This window comes from Dialister sp. CAG:357, assembly GCF_000435155.1.
GTDB classification, from domain to species: Bacteria; Bacillota; Negativicutes; order Veillonellales; family Dialisteraceae; genus Dialister; species Dialister hominis.
The window spans coordinates 9,851-33,225 of record NZ_FR896460.1 but is presented as its reverse complement, the minus strand read 5'-3'; the positions used below and the strand labels follow the sequence as shown (position 1 = coordinate 33,225).

Sequence of the window (23,375 nt, the reverse complement as noted above, 5' to 3'; positions counted from 1 at the left end):
GTTAAAGGTGTTCAATTTGAACTTGCAATTTTAGGTAAAAATATAAATCTTTATTCCTGAAATTAAACAAATTATAAAAGACAGCAGGTTTATGCTCCTGCTGTCTCTTATATAGCTTAAATTACTTGGCGAAGTCTGTAGCTCTTGTTTCACGAATCACTACGACTTTGACCTGACCAGGATATTGCAGTTCCTTTTCGATACGCTGTGAAATATCATGTGCCAGAATAGTAGCCTGATCTTCACTTACCTTTTCTGGTTTTACAATGACTCTCAATTCACGGCCGGCCTGGATTGCATAGCAGTTGGAAACACCGGAGAACGATTTTGCGATATCTTCAAGCTTTGTCAGTCTCTTGATATAGTTTTCCAGGGTTTCTCTTCTTGCTCCAGGGCGGGCAGCGGAAATTGCATCAGCTGCGGCAACCAGAACAGATTCAATACAGGTTGGTTCCATATCTCCATGATGTGAAGCTATTGCGTTAATGACCTGCGGCGGTTCATGGAACTTCTGTGCCAATTCAACACCCAGTTCAACATGGGTGCCTTCCTGTTCCCTGTCCACTGCCTTACCAATATCGTGAAGCAGGCCCGCGCGCTTGGCGAGATCCACATCTGCTCCGATATCTGCCGCCATGATACCTGCAAAATAGGAGGTATCTATACAATGCTGCAGCACGTTCTGTCCATAGGAAGTACGATACTTCAGACGTCCAAGAATCTTAATCAGATCCGGATTCATTCCGCGGATGCCGCACTGCATAACTGCCTGCTCGCCTGCTTCCCGGATTTCCTTTTCAACGTCTTTCTTTGTTTTTGCAACCACTTCTTCGATTCTTGCAGGATGGATGCGTCCGTCTTTTACAAGGCTCTCAAGAGCAAGACGGGCAATTTCCCTGCGGATTGGATCGAAGCAGGAAAGGATAACAGCCTCAGGCGTATCATCAATAATAAGATCTACGCCGGTAAGAGTTTCTATTGCACGTATATTTCTTCCTTCGCGGCCTATGATACGGCCTTTCATTTCTTCATTCGGAAGCGCCACTACAGAAACGGTTGTCTCCGAAACCGTATCAGCTGCATTTCTCTGAATAGCACCGGCTATGATTTCTCTGGCCTTTGTATCAGCAGTTGCCTGGGCTTCTTCAATCGCATCTCTGATTCTGACTGCCTTTTCGTGCGTCAATTCTTCATCTACACGGGCAATAATCATATCCTTTGCCTGTGCACGTGATAACTGGGATATTTCTTCCAGTTTCGCTTCCTGCTGGCTATATAAAGCTTCAACCTTGTCTTTCTGCGCTTTAATCTGGACTTCTTTCTTATCCAGCTGTGCTTCACGCTGTTCGAGATTCCCGCTTCTCCAGTCAAGATTATTTTCCTTCTGGACAAGTCTCTGCTCGTACTTCTGAAGCTCGTCACGACGCTGCTTGCTTTCCCGCTCAACGTCTTCACGCAGCTTGTGAATTTCTTCCTTTGTCTGAACAAGGGTCTCTTTCTTTAAAGTTTCTGCTTCCCTTGATGCAGATTCAAGCATTTTCTTTGCATCATCAGCAATCTGTTTTGCTTTTTCTTCAGCGGATCCAATGCGCGCTTCTGCAATTCTCTTTCTCAGGAGATATCCTACACCGATACCGACAACTGCAGCAACAATACAACCCAAAATCACATAAAGTAAAACTTCATCTAGTGTCAAATACTTCACCTCTTTCTTTCCAATATTTTTTCATTAGACATTCCGAAACACTGCCTTTATCTTGTCATATCCGTCATTTGCATTGTAAGCTCCAGACCAGATCATCTGGATAGTTATATTAAAATTATCATCTGATAATAAAACAAAAACGATCCATCCTGATAAAAGGCAAACAAATTAAAATAATCTTGCCAATTTGACACATATTAATTCTAAATTCTTTAGTTTTCATTGTCAAGGCGGGCATCTGTAAACACCGCTGTTTTACGGGCAGTTCTTCCCCCAAAAAATACCGTACCGTATTTGAAACATATGGCATCCTAAGCGCTTTTCCCCTCAGTCTCCTCTTCCGCCGCCTAGAAGTGACCAGAGCAGAAGCGCACCAAAGGCCACCCAGGACATAAAATAACTCATTATGCCTAAATCTGTCAGGATATTGATGACGGTCAGTCCCAGCATGAAGAGCATATTCTCCCTCATATTCAGGAGGGGATCTCTTCTGAACAGGAAGTAAGAAGCTGCAAGTACTCCGCAATTTACAATTAAAACTACCGAAAGATAAAACATAAGAGGAACAAGCTGAAGAATATAGCTCCCGAAGAGCATGATGCACATCACATAAATCCATGTAGATGCCATATTTATTCCTCCCTGAACATATCTCCGTCCTTTTGAGGTATCCATATTTTCTGATCGGGAAAGAGCCATCTGAATTCATAGGATGGTGCCCAGACATTTCCAAAAGCATGCATGGGAATGAGCAAACCGGATTCAACCTTGCTCAGGAACTTTTTAACGCCCCACTCCCTTGCCACCTGGAGTCTAGCATCCACCGGGAACATGGCGATATCCACTTTTCCCCCGGACAGTTTTTCCAATTCTGCAAAATAATTATTTCTGGCATCCAGATTGGCAGCATCAGAGTCGCCTGCCCAATGCCACCAGTTTAAATCACCTGCATGGAAGATGGTGATTCCATGACAATGGATCAGGAACGATCCGCCGGCATCCGTCGAACCATACATTTTAACGGTGAAATCCTCATTCGAATAAGAATCTCCCACGTCCATCAGATGCATCTTCCCTGCATCTCTCAAATAGAGATCACAATCCCCATGCAGGATGTATCCATCAGCATATTCCTCAAACCGGCTGATGGATGGATTGAAATGATCCCCATGGAAGTGACTGACAAAGAAGTAAATTTTATTTCTGCCATCTGTAATCATTTTTTCCACATGTTGCAAGGGATCCTTATAATAGTCAAAAACGAGAACTATGTCGTCGATTTTCAGAATGAATCCGCTGTGATTCAGAAAATAAATATCTGCGGGCATATGAATCTCCTTTCGCGGATGTAAAAGCAGCCATAGTTACACATCCGGCAAAATAAATTGAATATTTTCTATTAATTATAAAATTTCAATAAATCTATGTAATTACTGTATTCATCTAGTATAATAATTATAGCATAGTCTAATTCTCATTAGCGAGAACCATCGATATATTTTAATTTCAAACTTTGGTTTATAACGACAGGAGGTTCATAATATGGTAGTCATTCATGATATGCAGGAACATCGTTTTAAAATAGAGGATCTAAAAGGTTTATGCTATTTGGAATACTCTGAGGACGGAAATAACCAGTTTACCGTTCTTCATACTATAGTTCCCGATGAACTTTCCGGCCGGGGACTGGCTGCGCAGCTGGCTCAGGCTTTTTATGACTGGATCAGAAGCAACAACTATTCAATGAAATCAGAATGCACCTACATGGATGCATGGCTCAAGCGCAAAAAGATTGAAATCTGATATTCAGGGATTCATCTTCGGTTTCCTTTTTAGAACTATGTCATTGAAAGGAATAATATGTTTTATAAATTCATTGAACGCTAATGGGAGCTCTCACATTCTTCTTAAATATATTGCTTGAGATAACACAATGAAAAAACACCGGGCTGGTTTTGCCCGGTGTTTTTTACTATTCCTGCATTTCCTGCAGTTTCTGTTTTTTCTCCGCCAAATAGTCATGCAGGGAGAAATTATCAATATCGATTTTACCGTTTTTCTCCTGATTCTCTTTTACATTCAGAAGCTCAGAGAATGTATTTTCAGCTTCAAAGCCATACCGCCAGAATGCTGTACCGCCAAGCCCGTATTTGCCAACCAGGCTCATTTTGTCTTCGAGTGATTTTGCATCTTCTAACCATGTTTTATAGGCAGTTCCTTTTTCTTTCCAGGAGGAAGTATACTGCTTCTCTTCGTCATTCCATACAGGCCTTAATTTATGCCGGCTTATGAACTGGTCTGTGTATTTCAGGGTCAGCACCCTTGATTTCCACCTGCCGGATTCATTAACCCAGACTCTTGTATAAAGCGGAAGCCCCAGAATCATTTTTTCGCCCGGTACGCTCTTTTTTAAAACCTTGATGCTGTCATCAAGCCATGAATAAGATGCAACAGATCCGGGAACTGTGCTGTTCCCAGGCGTCTCGTCATAACCCATAATGACTAAATAATCTGCTGCCTTTGCAAGATTTTCTCTGTCATAGCACAAGCTCCATGTAGGAGACCATTCATTGTACACAGTAACATCTACTGCTACCATTTTCCCCTGCTCATGCATAGCGCCGGAAAGCTTCTTGATAAAGTCAGTATAGAGGTTCTTGTCCTCCTGCTTCATATTTTCAAAATCAATATTATATCCGCCCAGATCATATACCTCGGAAATCGCATCTATGCGGGAAATCAGTTTTTCCTGCATTTTGGAATCATGCATAAAGGCAGATGTTCCGGGAATATCAAAATCATTATGGATCAAAGGCAGTACATTAAATCCGTTATCCTTTATCCCCTTCAAATACACCAGATCGGGAACAAAATCATTTTGAGAAACATCTTTATAAGATCCCCAGGTCGGCGAAATTATGATTGCATTGTCTTTACCTGCGTCTTTTATACTGCTGGTGCTGAATTCATGTTCCGGATCCCATATGATGACCTGCCGGGACTTCTTTTCTTCTTTCTTCCCGGAATCACGGCTTTCCTTTTTCAACGTGATTTTCTTGTGTTTTTCATCATATTTATAAGTGATTCCAGACTGCCCGGCAAAGTATCCAAAATCGACATATGGTTTGCCTGAAATTATCTTGGATGGAATCTGGACGGATTCCTGCCTGCCTGCACCTGATTTCAGCTTGACGTATATTTTATTTTTTTCTTCTGAAACATCCCACTTCTTCCCTAGTTCAAACGTATTCGGAGAAGCATATAATACGCCTTCATTAAGCAGTACTGTTACATTTTTGGCTCCGCTGACTTTTATTTTCGTATTCGGGTCATCAGCCCATGAATGAACCGGCAGCATCAGAAGAAGCATGCCTGCCGCTAATACCTTTAGACTTAAATTCACCTTGGTCCCCTTTATCGATAATAATGCATGACAAATTCACGAACTAATTGAACCACATTTGGCGTCTTGAAAATGTCTTCAAACTGCTTTGCCGAATTTAATTCTATTTCCTTGTCATATAAGAATTTTTCAAATTGTTTCTGAATTTGCTTTATACGGTGCTGATTTTCCCAAAGAGCCTCATCTCTGCCAAAAATTTCACGCATGAAGAAATGCATAAGAACCGGCCGGAAATAATATTCCGCAAAGCAGGACTCAATCCAATAATCAAATCTGGTCTTTCTGATTCTTTCTGTTTTCTTAAGGAATTTCAGATAGAATTCAAGCCCTTCTTCAACACCGGACCAGAAATCGCCAAAAGCAATATCATATTCACCGTCTGCCTGATGGTCTGCGTAGTCGAATGCATCTGCCTGTACTATGTGGATTTTTTCTTTATGCGGGAATTGCGGAAGCAAAACATCATTGAATATTTTGATGATGGAAGGATTCATTTCAACGATGGTGACTGAATCGACTGTTTCCTTTTGCGCTGCCATGAATGCATAGTACCCAAGACCCAATCCATATGTGATTACCTTTCCCCTCGCCAGACGGAGAGGCTCTTCCATAGACTCTATTTCACTCATTACGAGGCTCATCCAGACTTCTCCGTTTTCCAGAAGAACCGGGAAATTGACTTTATCGTCAAAGAATCCAGCCTCAGCATGCATGAACACATTATCCGAATGCTGTTTATCATGATACGTCTGGATAAACTCTCCCGGCAGGTAATCATTCATCGTCAAAAGGATATGATCTTTTTCAACGGTAGGAATCTTGATGCACTGGTAATAGGGATTATCCGTGATGACTGACGAGGAAAAGCAATGCGTATGCCCTGATATCATATGAAACAGCGCTCGCTTGAGTTCTTTTTCGCTTAAGAGTTCAGTGATATCAGAATACGGTTCCAGCTCTTTTTTATAGAAGCTGAGACGTTCTGTCGCATCATCGATCAAATCAAGGAAACCGGTTTCCACCGAATCCCTTACGACTTTATCCTTGGACCTGCCTTTAAAGTCCAGATCTTCCACATACAGATGATCCTGCACTTCGCCAAGCATGATTTCTCCTGCAATTTCAGAAATCAGAAACTGCCTCCACAGCCCGCCGGTCACTCTTTCAGCTTCTGGTCCTTTAACCAACTTCATATGGCTTTACTCCTTTTAGATAAACTATTTGCATTGATTCTATATGGCTCCGCTGGCAATTGTCATTCCGACTACCTTCTCTGCACCGCCCAGTTTGAGCTCGTGAGCAGCCGCTTCCATAGTAGCGCCGGTTGTATAGACATCATCAACTAAAAGGATCTTCCTGCCTTTCACGTCCATCCCTTTATTGATATGAAAAGCTCCTTTTATGTTTTTGTACCTTTCCACGCGTGTAAGGAGTGACTGTGTCTCACCCCTGCGCAGACGTACGAGCCCCTGCGGGAAATATTCTTTCCCTGCACTTTCCATCCATTTCTGGAACATTTTATCGACCTGGTTGTATCCTCTTTCCTTCATCTTCCTTGATGCAAGAGGCACCGGAAGGACAATCTTAAAGTCTTCCATCCGGTCCCACCAGGGAAATCTGTCAAGCAGGGGCGGAAAGGCTTTTGAAAGTTCTGATTTTCCGTTGTACTTGAGCTGCAGTATGCATTTTCTCATCCCGCTGTGATAATCGCAAAGCGTATAGCAGCCGTCTAAATGGTCCGTTACTGATGAATTGATCAGACGGGGATTCCATGTATCATTGATGCAGCTGCCGCACCAGATTGTCTTATAGCTGGTAAGCTTTCCGCAGCCGGGACAGCACCAGGGATACAGAAGCTCGGCTGCCATTTCTATAAACCTATTCATGGTTCATCCCTTTGATCAAGGGCAGAAGCAGGCTGTATCTATGCTGCGTGCGTGTCGAGCTGATTGCCTGGGAAAGTGCGCTTTCCGTCGTCACTAAAATAGTTTTCTTTCTCGCCCTCGTAATTCCGGTATAAAGCAAATTGCGCTGAAGCATGATTCTCTGCTCCGGAAGCAATGCAAAAATGATGGTATCATATTCGCTTCCCTGGCTCTTATGCACGGTCGATGCATAGGCAAGCTGGAGGTCTCCCCACTCAGCGCGGGTGTATTCTATTTCCTTCTCATAATATCTTACAAAAAGTTTGTTTTCATTGACCGCCCAGACAATCCCGACATCTCCGTTGTACACTTTTTTCTCATAATCATTTCTGCGCTGCATGACCTTATCACCTACAGCAAATGGAAATGGAAGATGATCACTGCCCTGCACCACTTTCTGAATGGATGCATTCAGATGATCGACTCCGCATGCACCCTTGTACATGGGAGAAAGTACCTGCATTTTCAGCTTATTATCTTCATCGGCATAGTGGAAGTGCCAGCACAGGGTCATTATTTTATGGAAAGCATCATCCTCAGAATCTGTATATAAGATCTGGAAATCGCCATTTTCATCCGGGCAGCAGTATTTCCCCTCTCTGATCAGGACAGCATTCTCAATGATTCCGCTTCCTTCCTCCTGGCGGAATATATGATTCAATCTCACGACCGGCGCCATTTCACTTTCAATAATTGCCTTAAGAGGATTTCCCGGCCCGACCGGAGGGAGCTGATCCACATCTCCCACAAGAATCAGATGCGTGCCCTCTTTCAAAGCGCTCAGCAAGGAATGGAATAAGACGACATCCATCATGGATGCTTCATCAACTATAATAATATCCTCGGATAAGGTATCTGACTGGTTCTTGTTGAAGTATGCCTCTCCGTTTTCGTGAAGCTCGGCTTCAAGAGCTTTATGAATGGTTTCGGCTTCCCGTCCGCTGGATGAGGACAGCCTTTTTGCCGCGCGTCCGGTCGGCGCCATTAATTTGACCTTGAGGCCGCACTGTTCAGCCGCATATACAATTGCTTTCACAAGTGTCGTCTTTCCTGTTCCGGGTCCTCCGGTAATGACAACCAGCCCGAAATCCAGCGATTTTTTTACAGCATCCTTCTGTTCATCTTCCAGAGTAATAAAGTTCGATTTTTCAAACCTTTCCAAAGATAAATTAACGGATCTGCCTTCAGGCTCCATATCCAGAAGTTTTCTGATCCGCCTTGCTGAATCTGTTTCTGCTTCATAAAGGAAAGGCAGGTAAAAGTAAGATATGCCTTCATGTATCAGCTCATCAGGCTTATCTCTTCCCGTAAAATCAGCAGCAATCGTACTTACGGAATCATATGAAAGTCCAAGCATGGCCGCTGCTTCCTGATAGACCTGATCCTTGGGAGCACAGGAATTTCCCCGGCTGTATTCATACCACAGGGCATTTTTGATGCCATGAGAAATCCTGTCAGCAGACAGTTCGGATACGCCCATTGCCAGAGCAATCTTATCCACGTCCTGGAAATGCATATCCGGTATGTCGTGAAGGAGCTGGTATGGATCTTCTCTCAAAATGATATCCAGATCTTCTCCATACAGAGTCTGCAGATCTGCTGCGAATTTTTCTGAAACATTGATAGACTGCAGGAACAGAATGATATCCTGCAGCCCTGCCACCTCATCATAGGCTTCTTTGATTTTCTTCAAGCTTTTCGGTCCGATTCCGGGCACATCCAGCAATGCATCGATATTATTTTCAAAGATCTTAAGTGTTTTATCTCCAAAAAAGTCAACGATCTTATCGGCCATAGCCGGACCAATTCCTGCTATAACGCCTGAAGAAAGATACTTTCTGATTTCTTCTGATTTCTCCGGGACAAATGCCTGCATCTGCTGCGCTTTGAACTGCAACCCAAAACGGGGGTGCTTGAACCAGCACCCCCGCAGCAATACATGTTGACCGATATAGGGTAATTCAGAATTTAAAGAGACAGTAACAGTCTTGCCGCTTTCTTTTTCTTCAATCAGAAAAACACAAAAACGGCCGTCCTTACTGGAAAAAATTGTCTTTTTTACAATCCCCTGAATCTCTTCAGTCATCTTTCTCTCCTAGAATCAACTTTTTCTGTATATCTTTACTGATATCCATCAACAACGTGTACCATCTGATAAAATTCTGCTTTTCCGATACATGTTGAAGCAATTCTGAAACTTCCCTTATATTTTTTTCTTCCCGTGCTTCATCGAAAATCGGCTTCTCTGCTTTCAGCTTATAAGCTGCTACTGCCTTTGAGAGGGTAAGTCTTTTTTCAAATAAGCTGACCAGATCCTTATCAATTTCACGAATATTATTCCTCAGATCATTAAGTTCTGACTCATTTAAATCCATAAAATCCCCTCCTCTGCTCGGGCAGTTCAATGCTTACAGATTATTTTCACGCAGGTAATTAAGCAGTTCTTCTACTTTTTCTGCGCAGTTTTCATACGGAACTTCAAATACTTCACCAGTACGGCGGAGCTTGATTTCTACGCATCCGGATTCCTGCCACTTCTTTCCGATAGTGACGCGCAGCGGGTATCCGATCAGATCCGCATCCTTGAATTTGATTCCGGCTCTTTCTGCCCTGTCATCAAATACGATTTCATCCTGACTGCTTTCAAGTGCATTATAGAGGCCTTCAGCAGCCTTCATTACGTCTTCTGACTTGTTATTGGCAGGTACGATAACCACTTCGTAAGGAGCAATGGCTACTGGCCAGATTATACCATTTTCATCATGGTTTTGCTCAATAGAAGCTGCAACCGTACGTGTTACGCCAATGCCATAGCATCCCATGAACATGGGGCGGGACTTGCCGTTGTTGTCAAGGAATGTCGCATCCAGTTTTTCACTGTACTTTGTTCCAAGCTTGAAAACCTGGCCTACTTCAATGCCCTTGGTCAGTACGATCTTTCCTCCGCAGTGCGGGCAGACATCACCTGCATCAATCTGACGGATCGTATCCACCTTCACATTGCCAAAGTCTCTAGCTGGATTGACATGAATGTAATGTTCATCTTTAACATTTGCGCCGCAGCATGCATCCTGCATTTCCATAACGGAAGCATCGCAGATAATATCAAAGTGCTCAGAGGTTTTTAAACCAATCGGGCTGATGTATCCGGCAGTCAGTCCGCATGCCTTGAGGTCTTCATCAGATGCCATGTCTACATTGATCGCATTATAAATGCTCTGCAGGCGTACTTCGTTGACTTCATGATCTCCTCTTACCATAGCGAGAACTACTGTGTCATCCAGTTTATAAACAACTGCTTTTACGGAAGATTTCACAGGCAGATGGAGGTAATTGCATACCTTTTCAATTGTATGCTGGCCTGGAGTCTGAACGATTTCTTTTTCTTTGTCATTTTTGACGTCCGATGTTAATGTATTAGGCTTGACGGCTTCGATATTGGCTGCAAAATCACAATCTTTGCAGTAAACAATATCTGCTTCGCCGGAATCTGCCAGAACTTCAAATTCATGGGATGCATTGCCGCCGATTGCACCGGAATCTGCAATAACCGGACGGAATTTCAGTCCGCAGCGTGTGAAGATTCTGGTATAAGCATCATACATCAGCTCATACTGCTTATTCATGCCTTCCTCATCGGCATCAAATGTATAGCCGTCCTTCATAATGAATTCGCGGCTTCTCATAAGACCGAAACGGGGACGTTTTTCATCTCTGTACTTATTCTGAATCTGGTAAACGGATACCGGAAGCTTTTTGTAAGAGTTGGTATCCATCTGGATCAGTGTGGTAACCATTTCTTCATGTGTCGGAGCAAGACAGTAATCGCGTCCATGACGGTCTTTCAATTTGAACATCTCTTCGCCATAAACATTCCAGCGTCCTGTAGCCTGCCAGATTTCTGCCGGCTGAATAATGGGCATTAAGATTTCCTGCGCACCGGTTTTATTGATTTCGGTACGGATGATGTTTTCAATCTTCTGGATTGAGCGGAATGCCAGCGGCAGATAAGCATAAGTGCCGTTTGCGATTTTTCTCATCATACCTGCCTTAAGCATGTACTTATGGCTCATAACTACGGCGTCAGATGGTAATTCTCTTAATGTAGGACTGTACAGTTTAGATGCTAACATTTAATTTTCCCCTTCGGTTTCAAATTTTTCAATTTCTTCCATAAGCGCATCAATCAATTCATTTTCCGGTACGCTTCTGATGACCTTGCCTTTTCTAAATACCAGGCCACTTCCTACGCCGCCTGCAATTCCGAAATCAGCTTCTCTTGCTTCTCCCGGGCCGTTGACGGCACATCCCATGACTGCGACTTTAATAGGTTTTTTGAATCTTTTGATCTTTTCTTCCACTTCTTTGGCCATATCGATCAAATTGACCTGTGTACGGCCGCAAGTCGGGCAGGAAATGAGAACCGGCCCGTACTGCTGGATTCCGACAGAGCTCAATATTTCTTTGGCAGCTCTTACTTCTTTCAGCGGATCATCTGTCAAAGATACGCGTACGGTGTCTCCAATGCCGTCCAGAAGAAGCGAACCGATACCGATTGCGGATTTGACCGTGCCGCGATAAAGTGTCCCTGCTTCTGTGACGCCTAAATGAAGCGGATATTCTACCTTATCTGCCAGTATCCTGTTCGCTTTGACCATCATCGGAACATCGCTGGATTTCACAGAAATGACGATATCCCTGAAACCTTCCTGCTCAAGGATACGTACATGTGTCAATGCGCCTTCTACCATGCCTTCTGCGGTTGGATGCCCGCCGAATTCGTCGAGTATCTTTTCCGGAAGGGACCCTGCATTGATGCCGACACGGATAGGAATATGGACCTTCTTTGCCATATCGACTACCTTTATGACATTTTCCATTTTTCCTATATTTCCGGGATTGATTCTCAGCGCATCAATGCCGGATTCCATTGCCGTAATGGCAAGCCTGTAATCAAAATGGATATCTGCAACAAGAGGTACAGAAACTTTCTCTCTAAGAGCTTTTAAAGCTTCAGCCGCTTTTTTATCCGGAACTGCCACCCGGACAATATCAGCGCCTGCTTCATGCAGGGCATTGATCTGCGCTGCGGCATATTCAGTATTTACAGGATTGAATGTGCTCATAGACTGAATGGCAACAGGAGCGCCGCCGCCGATAAGCACGTTTCCCACTTTTACCTGCCGAGTATTTTCATGGGTCATTTAATCACCTGATTCGTTTAAAAATTTGAAACATCATTCACCAACGCGAAAATAAATATCATCAATATTATGGATAGTCCCAGCGTCTGGATATAGTAGCCGGTCTTTTGTGACACTTTGTGTCCGATGACCGATTCTGCAAGGATCTGGACAAACAGTCCCCCATCCAGGATCGGTATAGGCAGAAGATTCAGCAATCCTATATTCAAACTTAAAACCGCTGTAAACAGGAGAAGTGCACCGAAACCTGCACTGGCAGCCGCACCGGACATTTTTGCAATGCCAATCGGCCCTGCAATGCCTTCCGTACTGCCGCCGATCATTGCATAAATCCCCTGACCGGTCATTTTCAAGACATTGATGCAGTACTTTGAAGCCATGGATACTGCATCTGACAACGAGGCCGTATGCTTTTCAATGGACGGAGCAATTCCAAGCAGAAGTCTTCCGTCATCACTTCTCTGTAGCATTATATCATATTCTTCAGATTTGCCCGCTCTTGAAACAATGACACGGGCCGCTTCTCCTTCTCCTAAATCCGAAGTCGAACGGCTTACATCTGTCCACGCTTCTACAGGATTTCCATTTACAGATATGATTCTGTCCCCTGCCTGCAGTCCTGCCTGCTCAGCAGGCATGCCGGAAATCACATTTCCAATAACAGGACTGCTGGATACGGTACTATATCCGGAGACAAAAATAACACCGGCAAAAATGAAAAATGCCAGTAAAACGTTGAATGAAGCGCCTGCCAGAACAACCGCTGACCTGGCCCAAACTGATTTGCTCGAAAATGATCTGGGATTTCCCTGATTATCATCATTCATTCCGGCTATGCGGTTGAAGCCTCCGATAGGAATCGCTCTAAGAGAATATACCGTGTCATGCCATTTTATCTTAGCAATACGCGGTCCCATTCCCACCGAAAATTCGTCCACCTGCATTCCCGTCCACTTGGCTAAGATAAAATGGCCAAATTCATGGCAAAGAATAACGACAGTCAGTGCAAAGATAGGCGCAAGAATATAGTGAATCAGCATTTGAACCTCTGGATGGCAGATGCGGAGGCGATTCGTGCATTTTTGTCTGCGCTTATTACATCTTCAATGGAATGAATATCATGAACATCCCAATTGTCCAGAACTTCTTCTACAACGTCGAAAATAGAAAGGAATTTTATTTCACTTCTGATAAAGGCTTTGATTGCTTCTTCATTGGCTGCATTGAAGACAGTGGTCATATCACCGCCTGCCTTGCCAGCCTGATAGGCCAGCTTAAGTGATCTGAACACCTTATAATCAGGCTGCAAAATTTTGATGGCAGATAATTTCTTCCAATCCATGAATTCATGGGAAGGTGTTTCCATTCGTTTCGGATACGTAAATGCGAACTGGATAGGAAGTCTCATATCCGGATTTCCCATCTGCGCGATAATCGATCCGTCGATATACTCTACCATCGAATGAATGATGCTTTGCGGTTGAATGACAACATCGATATCGTCATAATCAACACCAAAAAGCCAATGAGCCTCTATCACTTCCAGCCCTTTGTTAAACATGGTGGCTGAATCAAGCGTAACCTTCTGGCCCATATGCCAGGTAGGATGTTTTAATGCATCAGACAGCGATACATTTTCCAGATCCTCTCTGGTCTTTCCCAGGAAAGGACCCCCGGAAGATGTCAATATGAGCTTATGAATCTTTTTTATGTCCTGTCCGAGGAGGCACTGGAATATAGCACTATGTTCACTGTCAACAGGTCTGATCAATGTATGGTGCTTTTTCGCTTCTTCTATGACCAGCGCGCCTCCGGCCACTAAAGTTTCCTTATTGGCTAAGGCAATTTCTTTACCCGCACGGATTGCTTCCAGAGTCGGAAGAAGGCCATTGATACCGACGACTGAAACAAGGACTATGTCGACGTCATCGCGTACGGCGGCTTTTTCCAGCGTCCCATCGCCGATATAGACTTCAGCGCTGCCATTATATGATGATTTGAATTTTTCTCCTGCGTCCTTATCTGTTATTACGATAGCAGAAGGGTTGAATTCATGTGCCTGCTTTAGAAGCAGCTCAACATTGACATGCGCAGCCAAAACCTGTGCATGGAAAAGGTCCGGATGGAGTCTGATCACTTCAAGTGCCTGTGTTCCAATAGAACCTGTACTTCCTAAGATTGCTATTTCCTTCATACGGTCTCCCTTATTTAGAAATTCATTTTAATGAGCAAAGAGTATTAATGTGGAGACAAATACGGGGGCTACAAAAAGAATACTGTCGAAACGATCCATCATACCACCATGCCCCGGCAGAATCTGTCCCGAATCCTTAACGTCACAAGCTCTTTTCATGTAGGATTCAAACAAATCTCCTATCGGTGCCATGACTGAAGCCATCAATGACATGATAAACCCGTAGAAAACATTGTACCCAAAGGCCCATGCAACAATAGTCCCCAGGATGATACATCCGGCAACTCCGCCCAAAAGTCCTTCCACTGTTTTATTCGGGCTGATATGCGGTGCCATTTTATGCCTGCCAAAGCGGCGGCCGACGAGATAAGCAAAAGAGTCGCTTGCCCATGTATTAACAAGAGCAAACATGACAAGAAAAATTCCCGGTTCCATCCATAAAGAAGACTGCGTAATCAGATCAGCATTGCGGCGCAGCAGAATGAGCGCGCCAAAGCCTATCCCAAAATAAAATGATCCAAATACTGTATAAATCAATGATGTCATTTTATCCTGGTTGAGCTTCAGGATAGGACAGAGCAAAAGAACCAGGCAAAGCGGAATCATTCCGAGAAAGACCTTCAGTGATCCAAAAGACGCAGCCCCGATCAGAACCAGCTGTGCGGCTGCAATCAGAGGTACCACCACATGAACATTGATATTTTTCAGCATCTTATTGTATTCATGTACGGCAAGAAGGGCAACAGCCAGAACTGCGCCTGAGAAGAACACTCCTCCCAGCCAAACAAGCAATAATACAGCAATAATCCCGATAACTGCAGTAATAACCCTTACTTTCATCAGGTTTCCTCCGTCAGCCCGCCAAAGCGGCGATCTCTACCTTCAAACCAGTCAACAGCTTTCTTAAGCTCTTCCTCAGTGAAATCAGGCCATAAAACAGGTGTGAAATAAAGCTCGCTGTAGGAAGCCTGCCAAAGAAGGAAGTTCGATATTCTGTACTCTCCTCCCGTTCTGATGAGAAGATCGACATCCATTTGATCAGAAGGGTATAACGCACTGGAAACATCTTCCTCCGTAATTTGTTCAGGAAGAAGTTCCCCATTTCTTACCTTTTCGGCTATTGATTTGACAGCATGGACAATTTCCATCCTGCCGCCATAATTGATGGCCACATTCAGTATCAAACCATCATTTTTGGCCGTATCTTTCTCGCATTCTTCAATTTCCCTTCTCAAAGAATCCGAAAGCACGCTGGTATCTCCTACAATGTGAACCTGTACATTATCATCAATCAATTCGCGCAGCTGGCTGATCAGATAGTTTTTAAAAAGTTTCATGAGAAACCGGACCTCGATAGAAGGCCGTTTCCAGTTTTCTGTCGAAAAAGCATAAAGAGTGAGTATTTTTATTCCCATATTTCCAGCAGAACGGACAATCCTCTTCACATTGGCAGCGCCAATCTGATGTCCATAGGTTCTCTCCCGTCCTCTTTTCTGGGCCCAGCGTCCATTTCCATCCAAAATAATCGCAACGTGTTCTGGAAATGACTTTTTTTCACTCATACAATAACTCCTTATCAATAAAGCTGTAATCAGACTTTAGCACTGCGGCAGTACTGATGCTTCATGATTTGTAAATGAAGCTTTCCTGCCGCGCCCGCTAAAAATCCATATCAGTTAAAGAAATCGTACCATGAAGATACGATTTCCTTAGAATCTGTTTTATTTGGTTTTTAATCAATGGAATGCTGATTAAACAGACATGATCTCCTTGATTTTCTTTTCTGTAACGGTTTCCAGTTCCTTGATCTTATTGTCAGTCAATTTCTGGACTTTTTCTTCCATTCCCTTAATGACATCCTTGGAAACATCACTGTTCTTTTCTTCCTTCTTCAGGAAATCATTGCCGTCACGTCTGATATTGCGGATTGCAACTTTAGCTTCTTCAGATTTTTTATTAACGATCTTGACCAGTTCTTTGCGGCGTTCTTCTGTCAGCTGCGGGATGGCCATGCGGATCAGATTGCCATCATTCATGGGAACCAGCCCGAGATCGGACTGAAGGATTGCTTTTTCAATATCTTTCAGCAAAGTTTTATCCCAAGGCTGCACTACGAGGAGTCTTGCTTCCGGAACAGTCACAGATGCAACCTGTGTAACCGGTGTGCGGCTGCCATAATATTCCACGAAAACCCTGTCGAGGAGGCTGGCATTAGCCTGGCCGGTACGGATTGTTGTAAATTCGTTTTTCAATGCAGTAATGGACTTGTCCATCTTTTCGGAAAGCTGATTCATTTCCTGTTCATACATAGTAATTATTCCCCCTCAATTAAAGTGCCCAAGGTTTCACCCTTGCATGCTTTGACTATATTTCCTGGTACATCAATATTGAATACAACGATCGGTATAGAATTGTTCATGCACAGAGTGATGGCTGTGTTATCCATAACAGCCAGCTGTTTCTGCAAAACATCATTATAGGTGAGATGCGTGAACATCTTTGCTTCCGGATGGAATTTCGGATCTGCATCATATACGCCGTCGGTCTGCTTCTTAGCCATGAGCATAACATCTGCTTCGATTTCTGCACTGCGGAGTGCTGCTGTCGTATCTGTTGTGAAGTACGGGTTGCCGGTACCTGCACCGAAGATAACAACTCTTCCCTTTTCCAGATGACGGATAGCTTTTCTGCGGATATACGGTTCAGCAATCTGTCTCATTTCAATGGCGGTCTGTACGCGGGTGCTGACGCCAAGCTTTTCAAGAGCATCCTGAAGAGCCACTGAGTTGATAACGGTAGCAAGCATGCCCATGTAATCAGCTGATGCTCTGTCCATGCCGCCCTGGCTGCCTTTCAGTCCGCGCCAGATATTACCGCCGCCGACTACTACAGCAACCTCGATTCCTGTTTCGCATGCTTCTTTAATTTCACCAGCTAAACGATAAACTACTTCCGGATCAATACCAAAACCTTTGTCATTGGCGAGAGATTCACCAGATAATTTCAGCATTACTCTTTTATAATTTCTTTTTTCCGTAGCCAATCCTATTGTCCTCCTAAGCAAAACGAGTCAACCATCAAGTTAACCATACTATTCTATTATATAATATTTTGTTCATTTACAAAATAAGAGAACACTAAAAAATTCAGTGTTCTCTCATCGTTTACTTTATTACTGGTTCAGCTGTTTTGCTACTTCTGCAGCCAGATCATCCTGCTTCTTTTCAATGCCTTCACCGAGCTGGTATCTAGCGAAACGTACTACGGAAGCATTCTTGGATTTCAGGAGTTTGGAAATGGTCAGATCGCCATCTTTAATGAATTCCTGATCTACAAGGCAGACTTCCTTGTAGTATTTATTAATTCTGCCGATAACCATTTTTTCAATGATTTTTTCCGGCTTGCCTTCGTTTCTAGCTTCTACAGCAAGAACTTCCTTTTCATGGTCAATTTCAGCCTGGGAAACCTGGGTCCTGTCCAGATAGGACGGATTAGCAGCAGCTACCTGCATTGCAATATCCTTGCCAAGTTCATCATCAGCACCGATCATCTCAACGAGAACGCCGATCTTGCCGCCGCCATGGATATAGCTGTATACCTTGCCTTCAGCACTTTCATAACGAACGAAACGGCGAACGGAAATGTTTTCACCAATCTTTGCAACTGCTTCAGTAACAAGATCGCGTACTTTCTTTCCGTCGATTTCAGAATCCAGAAGTGCTTCAACATCAGCTGGGTTAACTGCCAGGATCTGGTCTGCAATGGATGCAGCGAGATTTCTGAAGTCTTCGTTGGTTCCCACGAAGTCAGTTTCGCAGTTGACTTCCAGAATGGTTCCTGTTTTTCCGTCTTCGGAAACAGCAGAACCAACAGCGCCTTCAGCAGCAACACGGCTTGCCTTCTTAGCAGCCTGGGATAATCCCTTTTCGCGAAGAATGTCGACAGCCTTTGCGATATCGCCTTCAGCTTCAACAAGTGCCTTCTTGCAGTCCATCATGCCGGCCCCGGTCTGGGTACGTAAATCTTTGACCATGCTAGCTGTAATGTTCATCGTATGACCTCCATCATAAAATAAGGTGTTTGTCTTAATGAAAAAAAGGACAGGGCGGATCCTGATCAGCAGGATCCGCAGAGCCTTAATAAATAATTATTCCTTGTCTTCTGCTTCTGCTTCTTCAACAGCAGCTTCTTCAGCCGGTGCAGCTTCTTCCTGCTGGCCCTGACGTCCTTCAAGAACAGCATCAGCAATCTTGCTGGTGAGCAGTCTTACTGCGCGGATAGCATCATCGTTTGCCGGAATCGGGAAATCGATAACGTCCGGATCGCAGTTGGTATCAACGGTTGCAACAACCGGAATGTGCAGCTTATGAGCTTCTGCAACAGCGATTTCTTCTTTCTTGGAGTCAATGATGAAAATTGTTCCCGGAAGACGTTTCATATCTTTAATGCCGCCAAGGTTCTTTTCGAGCTTTTCAAGTTCGCGCTGCATCAGGATAACTTCCTTCTTCGGATACTGAGCAGTGGCGCCTTCTTCAAACATCTTTTCCAGTTCTTTCAGACGTGCAATACGGGTCTGGATTGTGCGGAAGTTGGTCAGCATGCCGCCGAGCCAGCGTTCATTGACATAGAACTGGTTGCAGCGTGTAGCTTCTTCCTTTACAGAGTTCTGAGCCTGTTTCTTTGTTCCTACGAAGAGAACCGGTTCGCCCTTTGCTGCAACATCGCGAATGAAAGCATAAGCTTCTTCAACTTTCTTTACAGTCTTCTGCAGGTCGATAATGTAGATTCCGTTGCGTTCTGTGAAGATAAATCTTGCCATCTTCGGATTCCAACGACGGGTCTGATGACCAAAATGAACGCCTGCTTCAAGTAACTGTTTCATGGATACAACTGCCATAATATAACCTCCTGTTATTAACCTCTGCCTGCTTCTTCTTTCACAGCCACCCTTAGGCACAGATGTGAAATCCACAGACATGCGTATTCATGCCTGTATAGTTTAACAAATAACTGTTATAATTGCAAGCCTCAAAAACAATTCATTTGATACGGAATCCGCCCCGGCATAATAGCTTTTTTTGGAATTTTATCAGCCGGGAATTTTATTACTTTCCGCACATAGGTATAATAGTCTATGGTATATTAAAATGTATATGCAGCACAAGCTGATTTTTAAAGCAGTTTAACGGGTGCGGCATTATGCCTTTGGCATAAGCAGGTTTATATTCGTCAATTGAATTGTTTTGCTGATTTTACAGCGGAGAATAATCACATGAACTCACAAAGCGTAAATAACGTAAAAGATACTATGGCAGGTGCAGCCAAAAAGAAAAAGATCCATATTGAATTTTTAAGAGCGCTTTGCATCTGGCTCGTTATGTTTACACATACTTCCACCTCAGGCTTCTCTTTATATCTAGAAAGACCTGCATCATTTTTCTTTCCCCTCTATATCGCAGTACCATTTTGGGTAAAAACGGCAGTCCCTATATTTTTCATGATTTCCGGTGCCTTATTGCTGGAAAAAGAAGAATCCATTTCGCGGATATTCAAAAAAAGAGTCTGGCGTTTTATTCAGGTTATTTTTGTTTTTTCATTGATCAACTATGTCTGGTTTTATCATAACCTGCCTCTTTCCATCACAGGACATATTGCCAAATTTTTCACCATGACTTACTCCTCTACCATGGCAACGGCCTATTATTTCCTGTATATTTATGTTTCCTTCCTTCTCATGCTCCCAATCTGGCGAAAGCTGGTCCGCGCAATGACGCAGGAACTTTATTTGTACCTGATCCTTTTGAATTTGGTCTTCGTCGGGTGCATCCCAGTTATTTCCATGCTGATTTTCAAGGGAACAGCAGAAATCAATTATTTCCTGAACCCCCTTCTTGCGGTCAGTGAACCGACATTTTATTTCCTGATCGGATACTGGATCGAGCATGTACTCCCGGATTCCTGGATCACACCCAGAAATCTTTTCAAATTGGGATTAGCCGCCCTCCTTGGCAGCGTAATAGCTGCCGGAATGACTTACTATCATGGAATTATCGCAGGCGGCCTTACAGAAGCGATTTCCGAAAGATTTTATGACAGCTTCCTTTTCCTGAATACCGCTTTTGTATTCTGCTTTTCAAAATGGTGGTTCTCTACCCATACCATTTCTGATGCCTGGAGAAACAGGCTGATTTTCCTTGGCAGTGTTTCTTTTGGTGTCATGCTGTTTGAGGAAATAACACGCAATCTGACACATCCCATATTCGGAAAAATGCTTGCATACCTGCCCCGCATCCCGTTCATAGATGCTGTTATCTGGATATGCCTCGCTTATGCGCTGGGAATCATCATCACTTACTTCATAAAAAAAATACCGTACTTCAATAAACTTATCTAGTCTACCAAGTACGGTATTCAACAGCACAGATACTAAACGATCTTATGCCTGGGCAAGTTCAAATATCTCACCTGATTTGAGATAGATGAACTTGCCCGTATTTTTTTCTTCCCCGATGCGCTTTGCAATCTTCATCGTCTGTGCCTGACAGGTGAAAAGGAAGATCTGCTGTGTCTTTCCGAGATCCATCAGGAAACGCAGGGTATCTTCCTGACGCTTCTCGTCAAATCTGACGAAAATATCATCCAGGACAATGGGAAGCGGTTCAATCTGCTCACCAAATGACAACGCCATGGCAAGACGGATCGCCAGATAAACCTGGTCTCCTGTTCCTGAGGACCAGATTTTAGGATCCCTCACCTGATTATCCTTGTCAATAATCCCAATGTCTTTTCCATCACTGGAAACCGTCAATGTATATCTGCCGTGAGTCATTTCACGCAGGAAACCATTTGCCTTTTCAATGATCTTCGGCTGCTTGCCGGACTCATACGCTGACTGCGTTTTTTCCAGAACCTTCTCTAGATACATATAGACAAGCCATTCCTCGAGTGCTGATTTAAGTTCAGCCTCGATTTTTTCTTTCTTCTGAAGAGTTTCAGTGATGGTATTGTCATCGGCCAGCCTGAAGATTTCATTCTCAACTGCGCCCTGATTCTTGCGGAGTTCACCGAGTTCGCTGTCTTCCTCGGCAATGCATTTGGAAAGCTTCTGATGCTCGCTCATCCAGTCATCATACTGCCCGGTCTTCAGGGAATCCCATAACTGAGTGAAGCTCTCTTCGCTTCCGGCATACAGGCGAAGATCCTGCTGAACCGTTTTCCACTCCTTCAAAATCTGGTCATGGTGTTCATATGCTTCAACCTTTTCAGCAAACTCTTCCGCATTCTTTGCATTGACCAGGTCCATCAGCACTTTCGCTTCATTCTGGCAGGAATTCCAGGAATCATTCAGCTTTGCCATTTCCTTCTGATATGCTTCATGCTGGCGGTTTTTCTCAAGAATCCCCTGCCATTCAAGCATTCTTCTCTGATTCTCTTCATAAATATCGGCAATGCTGTCCGGTGTCACAGGATAATCAATACCGGAGGACCGGATGATAGATACCGCCCTCTTGGCAAAAGCATCGAGCTTTGCATCAATATGTTCCAGACGAAGTGCAAGGATCTTTCCTTTCCCCTCTTCAGAGAAAATTCTCTGCCACTGTTCCTGGAGCAGGGACAAATTTTCAGCATCCGTTTCCGGAAGTTTATTGGCTTTCAGCCATTTGCTCCACTCCGTATTGATCTGCTGTGCTTTTTCATTGAGCTCTTTGCCCTCTGTAACCCACTTTTCATGCTGGGCCTGCTGCTTGCGCACGGTTTCCCTTTTCCATGAAACAGCCTGCCGCCGGGCCTGGTCCTTATAGAAATCAGTCCGCTTCTGCTGGACCAGATTCTGGAAAGCCTGGAGATCCTCTACGGATTCAGGAACCTGGCCGGGGAAATGGGATGCAATGTCTTTCCGCTTCGCTTCAAGATCGGCCAGCTCATCATTATACTTCTGCAGGAGATGTGCTTTTTTATTCACAATATGGCTGTTGACCATAAGCGCAACCGCTCCAAGAACGATTCCTGCTGCCGCTCCGTAAAGAGCTGCATAACCAATCATGGCCATATAGAAAGCAACAACGGAAGCCGCAGAGGCTGCAATAAGGCATATGCCGATCCAGAACCAGACAGTGTATTTTCTGTCTTTTCTGCTTTGCGCTTCTTCTATCGAATGATTGATATCCGTTCTCTGATGCAGGATTCCTTCAAGGCTCTTGGCCATTTCCTCAAAGTTCTTCCACTCGTTTTCGCTCTGTTCCGTATCGAAATTTTCCGGCTCATCTTCCAGCTGTTCAACTTCAGGCTCTCTCTGCTGCCAAAAATACAGCTCGTTTTTCCTGACGCCTACACTTTGTGCTAAACGGCGGCCTTCTTCCCAATTGACATTGACACAGGGTTCCTTTAAATCCAGCGGATGATCCCAGAGCGGCAGCTGGTAACCCATGTTGACGAAATCAATTTCCCAGTTCTTATGCTCTTTTTCAAGACGATCTGCATCTTCTATTGTCTGACGCCACTGTCCGATATCTACATAGAGCTTTTCAAGTTCGTCTGCCATGCCCGCCCAGGGAATGACTTTTTCTTTTTCAATCGGTGTATATTCATCAAGCTTTGCCTGCAGGGACTCTTTTTGATCATGAATGCTCTTCATACGGTTCATGATCTCGTTCCACTTGTCTTTTCCGTTCGTCGGGAACATTTTGACCTGCATGGATAAATCCAGCTGTCTTTTAATCTCGCAGGCCCTTTTATAATATTCCCAGGCGCCCAGCCTTTTCTCTAATGTTCTATCTTTCTCTTTATCCGCATTCAGTTTTTGCTGAAGTTCTTCAATCTGTTTCTTCAGCAGATCCTGCTTTTTCTGCAGATCGGAAAAGTCTTTTTCCTGATTGGCCAAAGCATCGAGCTGCTGGCTGACATCATCGAGCTCCCCGATCAGCAAATTAATCTTTCTCTTTCC

21 protein-coding genes are annotated in these 23,375 nt (G+C 43.9%); 2 read left to right on the top strand and 19 right to left on the bottom strand.

All coding sequences use genetic code 11. The annotated features are described in order from the left end of the window. Positions 1 to 121: 121 nt before the first annotated feature. The 3 genes from rny to M3200_RS07840 all read right to left on the bottom strand — a co-directional run bounded on the left by rny (position 122) and on the right by M3200_RS07840 (position 3,033). Positions 122 to 1,696, bottom strand: coding sequence for a ribonuclease Y (rny, locus tag M3200_RS07850; RefSeq protein ID WP_022382983.1), 1,575 nt, complete (start codon positions 1,694 to 1,696; stop codon positions 122 to 124). A gap of 336 nt (positions 1,697 to 2,032) precedes the next feature. After that, entirely contained in the window at positions 2,033 to 2,335 is a 303-nt protein-coding gene (locus tag M3200_RS07845; RefSeq protein WP_022382982.1) for a hypothetical protein, read from the bottom strand. 2 nt (positions 2,336 to 2,337) lie between these two features. After that, positions 2,338 to 3,033, bottom strand: coding sequence for an MBL fold metallo-hydrolase (locus M3200_RS07840; RefSeq protein WP_022382981.1), 696 nt, complete (start codon positions 3,031 to 3,033; stop codon positions 2,338 to 2,340). A gap of 214 nt (positions 3,034 to 3,247) precedes the next feature. On the opposite strand from M3200_RS07840, the gene M3200_RS07835 reads away from it, so the two are divergent. Further along, entirely contained in the window at positions 3,248 to 3,508 is a 261-nt protein-coding gene (locus M3200_RS07835; protein WP_022382980.1) for a GNAT family N-acetyltransferase, read from the top strand. A gap of 169 nt (positions 3,509 to 3,677) precedes the next feature. On the opposite strand, the gene M3200_RS07830 is transcribed toward M3200_RS07835, so the two are convergent. The 15 genes from M3200_RS07830 to rpsB form a co-directional block, all read right to left on the bottom strand. Then, entirely contained in the window at positions 3,678 to 5,108 is a 1,431-nt protein-coding gene (locus tag M3200_RS07830; protein ID WP_288178227.1) for a glycosyl hydrolase family 18 protein, read from the bottom strand. A gap of 11 nt (positions 5,109 to 5,119) precedes the next feature. Next, complete coding sequence (locus M3200_RS07825) at positions 5,120 to 6,301, bottom strand: SAM-dependent methyltransferase (protein ID WP_022382978.1); 1,182 nt, start codon at positions 6,299 to 6,301, stop codon at positions 5,120 to 5,122. 39 nt (positions 6,302 to 6,340) lie between these two features. Then, the gene (locus M3200_RS07820; protein ID WP_022382977.1) at positions 6,341 to 6,994 is read right to left on the bottom strand and encodes a ComF family protein; all 654 of its coding nucleotides are present in this window, start codon (positions 6,992 to 6,994) and stop codon (positions 6,341 to 6,343) included. After that, the gene (recD2, locus tag M3200_RS07815) at positions 6,987 to 9,119 is read right to left on the bottom strand and encodes an SF1B family DNA helicase RecD2 (protein ID WP_022382976.1); all 2,133 of its coding nucleotides are present in this window, start codon (positions 9,117 to 9,119) and stop codon (positions 6,987 to 6,989) included. Before recD2 ends, M3200_RS07820 begins: the two co-directional genes overlap by 8 nt. After that, positions 9,112 to 9,408, bottom strand: coding sequence for a chorismate mutase (locus tag M3200_RS07810; RefSeq protein ID WP_022382975.1), 297 nt, complete (start codon positions 9,406 to 9,408; stop codon positions 9,112 to 9,114). Before M3200_RS07810 ends, recD2 begins: the two co-directional genes overlap by 8 nt. A 33-nt stretch (positions 9,409 to 9,441) precedes the next feature. Beyond that, positions 9,442 to 11,166 (bottom strand): proline--tRNA ligase, encoded by a 1,725-nt coding sequence (locus M3200_RS07805; RefSeq protein WP_022382974.1) that lies wholly within the window; start codon positions 11,164 to 11,166, stop codon positions 9,442 to 9,444. Further along, positions 11,167 to 12,237: a flavodoxin-dependent (E)-4-hydroxy-3-methylbut-2-enyl-diphosphate synthase gene (ispG, locus tag M3200_RS07800; RefSeq protein WP_022382973.1), complete on the bottom strand. Its 1,071-nt coding sequence runs from the start codon at positions 12,235 to 12,237 to the stop codon at positions 11,167 to 11,169. It lies immediately after the preceding gene. A gap of 17 nt (positions 12,238 to 12,254) precedes the next feature. Further along, the gene (locus tag M3200_RS07795; RefSeq protein ID WP_022382972.1) at positions 12,255 to 13,277 is read right to left on the bottom strand and encodes a M50 family metallopeptidase; all 1,023 of its coding nucleotides are present in this window, start codon (positions 13,275 to 13,277) and stop codon (positions 12,255 to 12,257) included. Further along, the gene (locus M3200_RS07790) at positions 13,271 to 14,431 is read right to left on the bottom strand and encodes a 1-deoxy-D-xylulose-5-phosphate reductoisomerase (RefSeq protein WP_022382971.1); all 1,161 of its coding nucleotides are present in this window, start codon (positions 14,429 to 14,431) and stop codon (positions 13,271 to 13,273) included. The genes M3200_RS07795 and M3200_RS07790 overlap by 7 nt, the downstream gene beginning before the upstream one ends. 27 nt (positions 14,432 to 14,458) lie before the next feature. Further along, a complete protein-coding gene (locus tag M3200_RS07785; RefSeq protein ID WP_022382970.1) occupies positions 14,459 to 15,271 on the bottom strand; it encodes a phosphatidate cytidylyltransferase in 813 nt (270 codons plus the stop codon). Next, positions 15,271 to 15,993: an undecaprenyl pyrophosphate synthase gene (gene uppS, locus M3200_RS07780; protein WP_022382969.1), complete on the bottom strand. Its 723-nt coding sequence runs from the start codon at positions 15,991 to 15,993 to the stop codon at positions 15,271 to 15,273. Before uppS ends, M3200_RS07785 begins: the two co-directional genes overlap by 1 nt. A 189-nt stretch (positions 15,994 to 16,182) precedes the next feature. Continuing rightward, on the bottom strand, positions 16,183 to 16,740 hold the full coding sequence (gene frr, locus M3200_RS07775) for a ribosome recycling factor (RefSeq protein ID WP_022382968.1): 558 nt from the start codon (positions 16,738 to 16,740) through the stop codon (positions 16,183 to 16,185). Between the two features lie 5 nt (positions 16,741 to 16,745). After that, entirely contained in the window at positions 16,746 to 17,441 is a 696-nt protein-coding gene (pyrH, locus tag M3200_RS07770) for a UMP kinase (protein WP_231939302.1), read from the bottom strand. A 162-nt stretch (positions 17,442 to 17,603) separates the two neighbouring features. After that, positions 17,604 to 18,482: a translation elongation factor Ts gene (tsf, locus tag M3200_RS07765; protein ID WP_022382966.1), complete on the bottom strand. Its 879-nt coding sequence runs from the start codon at positions 18,480 to 18,482 to the stop codon at positions 17,604 to 17,606. A 96-nt stretch (positions 18,483 to 18,578) separates the two neighbouring features. Beyond that, the gene (gene rpsB / locus M3200_RS07760; RefSeq protein ID WP_022382965.1) at positions 18,579 to 19,328 is read right to left on the bottom strand and encodes a 30S ribosomal protein S2; all 750 of its coding nucleotides are present in this window, start codon (positions 19,326 to 19,328) and stop codon (positions 18,579 to 18,581) included. Between the two features lie 375 nt (positions 19,329 to 19,703). Between rpsB and M3200_RS07755 the strand changes: the two genes are divergently transcribed. Then, positions 19,704 to 20,825: an acyltransferase gene (locus M3200_RS07755; protein WP_022382964.1), complete on the top strand. Its 1,122-nt coding sequence runs from the start codon at positions 19,704 to 19,706 to the stop codon at positions 20,823 to 20,825. A gap of 42 nt (positions 20,826 to 20,867) precedes the next feature. Here the strand turns inward: M3200_RS07755 and M3200_RS07750 are convergent. Then, positions 20,868 to 23,375, bottom strand: a 2,508-nt coding sequence (locus M3200_RS07750; RefSeq protein WP_288178226.1) for an ATP-binding protein, incomplete at its 5' end; no start/stop codon positions are given.